This is a genomic window from Microcoleus sp. BM001215392 (assembly GCF_036700185.1).
Classification (GTDB): domain Bacteria; phylum Cyanobacteriota; class Cyanobacteriia; order Cyanobacteriales; family Microcoleaceae; genus Microcoleus.
In genome coordinates this window covers 1-4,734 of record NZ_JAUBOJ010000486.1, presented here as the reverse complement: position 1 = coordinate 4,734, position 4,734 = coordinate 1, and the positions used below count along the sequence as shown (strand labels likewise).

General features: G+C 43.5%; 3 protein-coding genes. All 3 read right to left on the bottom strand.

The features are described from left to right. Positions 1-109: 109 nt before the first annotated feature. Complete coding sequence (locus tag QT974_RS31215; RefSeq protein WP_333472255.1) at positions 110-1,885, bottom strand: sensor histidine kinase; 1,776 nt, start codon at positions 1,883-1,885, stop codon at positions 110-112. Between the two features lie 958 nt (positions 1,886-2,843). Next, positions 2,844-3,107 carry an FmdB family zinc ribbon protein gene (locus QT974_RS31210; RefSeq protein ID WP_333472254.1) on the bottom strand — a complete coding sequence of 88 codons (264 nt, stop codon included), beginning with the start codon at positions 3,105-3,107 and terminating at the stop codon, positions 2,844-2,846. A 64-nt stretch (positions 3,108-3,171) separates the two neighbouring features. Then, complete coding sequence (gene fmdA, locus QT974_RS31205) at positions 3,172-4,347, bottom strand: formamidase (protein WP_333472253.1); 1,176 nt, start codon at positions 4,345-4,347, stop codon at positions 3,172-3,174. Positions 4,348-4,734 lie beyond the last annotated feature (387 nt).

Genomic DNA, 4,734 nt, shown 5'->3' with positions numbered 1-4,734 from the left:
GTTTGAAGCCCTTACTCAGGTCGGCAGATTGTGATAAGAACGGAGTTTAAATCTCCGTTCTTATCACAATCTGTCAACTGTCAACTGTCAACTGTCAACTGTCAACTGTTTAAGCAGCAACTGGCAAAGTAATCACAAATTCCGTGCCCTGTCCTATTTCGGAATTCATCTCAATTTTGCCTTGATGCTTGGCAACGATTTGATAGGAAATAGCCAATCCCAATCCGGTGCCTTTGCCGATCGACTTTGTAGTAAAAAACGGGTCAAATATATGTTGAGCAGTAGCTGCTGCAATTCCCGGCCCGTTATCCCGAATCTTGACAGTCACAGCGTTATCTGTCCCAACTTCCGTGCAAATCCAAATCGTTGGTGAAAACGCTTTATCTCCCTTTTTCACCTCCTCAAGCGCATCTATTGCATTGCCGAGCACGTTCATAAATACTTGATTTAGTTGCGCTCCATAGCACTCAACCAGAGGCAAATTGCCGTATTCTTTAATAACTTCCATACCTTGTTTCAGTCGGTGATTGAGAATTACCAGGGTACTATCTATTCCTTCGTGAATGTCCCAGGGTTTCATTTTGCCGTCATCTAAACGAGAAAAATTCCGCATAGATACAACAATCTCGCGAATGCGATCGGCTCCCATTTTCATCGAACACAGGGTTTTTGGCAAATCTTCTCTGAGAAATTCCAATTCAATGTCTTCGATGCAGTCTAGAATTATATCTGGTGGGTTTGGATAGTGTTTTTGATAGAGAGCTACCAAGTCAGCCAAATCTTCGATATATCTGTTGGCATAGTCAATGTTGCCGCCGATAAAGTTGACGGGATTGTTGATTTCGTGGGCTATCCCTGCCACCATTTGACCGAGAGATGACATTTTTTCGGTTTGAATTAATTGCGATTGAGTTTGTTTTAGTTCTTCGGTATAGTCGCTAACTCGCTGGATCAATTGATTGAAAGAAGTTGCTAAAACTCCGATTTCGTCTGCGGTTGTGACTGGTACTTGCAGTTGAAAATTCGATTCGCGAGCGACTTGCTGGGCGACGTTAGTGACGGTTTCGAGGGGTTTGGCGATCGCGCGGCTGGTTTTGTCCGCCAGCAACACAGCGATGAGTGCTGAAATTACCATACTCCCCAGAATAATTCGGTTTCGCAAACTCTCAGCTTCTTCTAATGATTCTAACCCTTGCAGCTTTTTAATTTCTACTGTGGCGACTAACTCAGTTAAATTATCGGTAAGGTTATCTAGTACGATCGCCTCTTCGCCGCTGCGATTTCTCAATAATTGTAGCTGTGCGGATTCGATGTTGTTAGCAGGTAAAGCCCAAACCTGGGCTTCTTTTAATTGCAGTTTAGTTAACTGATCGTAGTAATCAATAACGCTCGCATTCCGTTGCAATGTAGACTGCCAATATTTCTCTTCTATTGCTAGCTTGTCTGGATTTTTTATGGCAAAAAATTGCATTTCGGAAATCAGGACTTTCGCCTGATTGATTTCATGGACAAACCGATCGTGTTCGTATTGCAGCGACACCCTGTTTCCCAAAACAGCCGGTAATCTCGCTGCGTGCGATCGCGCGGCAAATACGCTATTTTGCAAATTTTGCAGCATTTGCTGCTGCTGTCCAGCAAGATTTACCTGAATTAAAGCTTGTTTGCGAAAGTATTCTCCCGCTTTGAGTCCCGCACCAGTGCCTAAAATCGCTATGCCGATCGCCAAAGCATACCCGTAGCTAATTTTTTGACCGATCCGCAAATGATTGAATCGTTCTCTCAGCCAAGTTAGATTAATGATTGACCGCTGTAACAATTTTTTTTGATCGGGATTTTCTGGTTCCGGTTTGTAATCTTGGGACTGAGTGTCCGTAAAAAATAACATTAAAAAATCCTCCCAAAACAATCAGGAGTATTTCACATCCTGGACAATTTTTTGATCGAACGAGACACCGCCACAACATAAATTTTTGATTTAGTGAATCGGCTAACGCAAGTTAAAACCAATAATATTTCGGCTCTTGCTACTAAAAAAATGCGATCGGAAGATACAATAGTTTTCCTGCTTGGAACTTTGGGTATTTTTTGGGCGAGTGAGTAGGTGGCGGACAAAATATCGAAACAGATATTTATACTACCTCTACTAGATACAGCAGGTTCTAGTGTAATCGAGTGCGATCGATTAATCCCCACAGGACAAGGGAAGGCGCCGTGTCCCGACCTCTGCTCGATCTGTATTCGATCAAAGTGGAATTTGGTATAAATCGCTGTTTTCGCTGTTAGCGGACACGGTTTAGCATATCCATGTTAATTATCTGTGTTGTCCAACCCGAGTATTTGTGATCTGTATCAACAATTTATGTGATTATACCTAGACTGGAAAAACTTACGATCGCGGTAATTAGTATTTTCACTAAGTTGGAGATATAGCCGATCGAGCCAAAGATCAGGTATTCAGCAATTAATTCACAATTGGTCAATCCTTACCCCTAGAGCGACTTGTCCCGTATCTGGGCGAGAGATCGATAACCGCGTCTTGCCCGCCCGCTCTCGTCGAGGGGAGCCGCAGAATCTAAAATCTCAATTTATACCTCATGTTTTTAAGAAAGGCTATACAAAGCGTAACTCCGCGTACTATTTTTATTTTTTTTCCAGATATACAGCAGATGCCACTTCGATTTTGCTAACATCTGTCAAGTGCCACAAAACAAAATTTTGACATCGGTTGCCCGGATTTTGTTGAGAATTTCCCACGCTGCTATGGTAATCAAAAACTATTTATTGCTACCTTTATTTCAGCCATCAGACAGGAGTTTCAACCCCTGTCTGACTGTGGGACTGCATCAGTGACCGATCATCCAAGGTCGTCCCCCTCGGTGTTCTTGATTCCGCTGCGCTTTAGGTTCCTCAGAACGCTTAACTACTTGCGGTTCCTTATTCTCTTGACCTTTGAGCCGCAGATTTCCTGTTAAAATCATCGGCGGCGAAAAGATGCGTTTTGCAGCAGTTTCGCAGGTGGGACAAAGCACAGGAATATCTAATTCTGCAAGACGGCGCCACTTTTCAAATAACCCGCAACTTTCACACCGAAAATCGTAAAGAGGCATAGCAATTTTTGATATTTGAAGGGGAATCAAAGAATCAGAAGGCGGGTAGTTCCCGCCCTACTAATTAAGACGGCAGAATATCCATCTCGAAAATTGCTGTCGGTATAGCAAGCGTGCAGCAAGCATTTGGAATATCAACAATGCCGCTGATTCGACCCTCAACCGGAGCACAACTTAAGAGCAAATACGCTTGTTCTCCAGTAAAGCCAAATTTTTTTAAGTATTCGATCGCATTCAAGCAAGCTCGCCGGTAAGCAACGTGGGCATCCAGATAATACTGCTGACCCGTAAATTCATCAACAGAAATCCCTTCAAAAACTAGGTATTCAGAATAGCGCGGTTCCACAGGCCCGGGTTTAAAAATTGGGTTTACCATCGCGTATTTATCCATGCCACCTTTGATAATATCGACGTGGAGGTCGATATAGCCGGACATTTCAATTGCCCCGCAGAAAGAAATCTCCCCATCACCTTGAGAAAAGTGAATATCTCCCATCGAAAGCTTAGCGCCTTCGACATAAACCGGGAAGTAAACTCTCGAACCCCGCGACAGGTTTTTAATATCGCAATTCCCGCCGTGTTCGCGGGGAGGAACAGTGCGCGCGGCTTCAGCAGCAACGCGATCGAATTCTGCCCCTGTCAGCGAACCCAAAACAGCATTTTTGGGATTCGGCAGTTCCGCTAAAGGCGGTACTCGCTCGGGATTTGTTGCTACTAATTCTGCTTCCCGTTTATTCCATTTATTCAACAATTCAATAGAAGGAGCGCAGCCGATCAAACCCGGATGGGTAATCCCAGCAAACCTGACTTTTGGAATATGTCGGGAAGCCGTATAAATTCCCTGAAAATCCCAAATTGCTTTAGCAGCACTGGGAAAATGCTCGGTCAAAAAACCGCCCCCGTTCTGTTTAGCAAAAATTCCCGTGAAACCCCATTCGTCTCCTTGCAAAGCTCCGATATCGAGGATATCGACCACTAAAATATCCCCTGGCTGCGCGCCGTTAACGTAAATTGGCCCGCTCAAAACGTGAACTACTGTTAAATCTACATCGCGAATATCGTCGGGGCTGTCGTCATTTTTGATTTGTCCGTCTGTCCAGTCTTTGCACTCGATGCGGAACACTTCACCGGGATTAACAGATACAACTGCTGGAATATCTGGATGCCAGCGGTTGTGACCGACTAATTCCTGTTGGGACATCGGTTTTGTCAAGTCAACTTTGAAGAGAACTTGAGGCATAGCCTGCACTCCTTTAGTAAATGATTTAGTTTTGGATGCAAACAGTGGTTTTACGCGCTACGAATAGTGCGGTAACGTGCTGAAGTTTCAGCGAGAATCGTCATTTTTATATGCTACCCGCATCTTCTCCGATTTGTAAATTGATAAATGTACAATCTGATACTAATAGGTGCAGTTCGCAAAAAAAATTAACATATAAATTATATTTATAAAACAAATAAGGGTGCAGCAGTCATGGTATGTTTTTAAGAGTGGCTGTTTAAAAATGCAAAAATCTGTGACTGAACTTTCTAGTGAACGAGCTGCAAATAAGATAAATAGTTGGCACGGCAACCTCAACTTAGCCTATGCAAACCGTGACGGCGCCACTAAAATTATTCACAATCA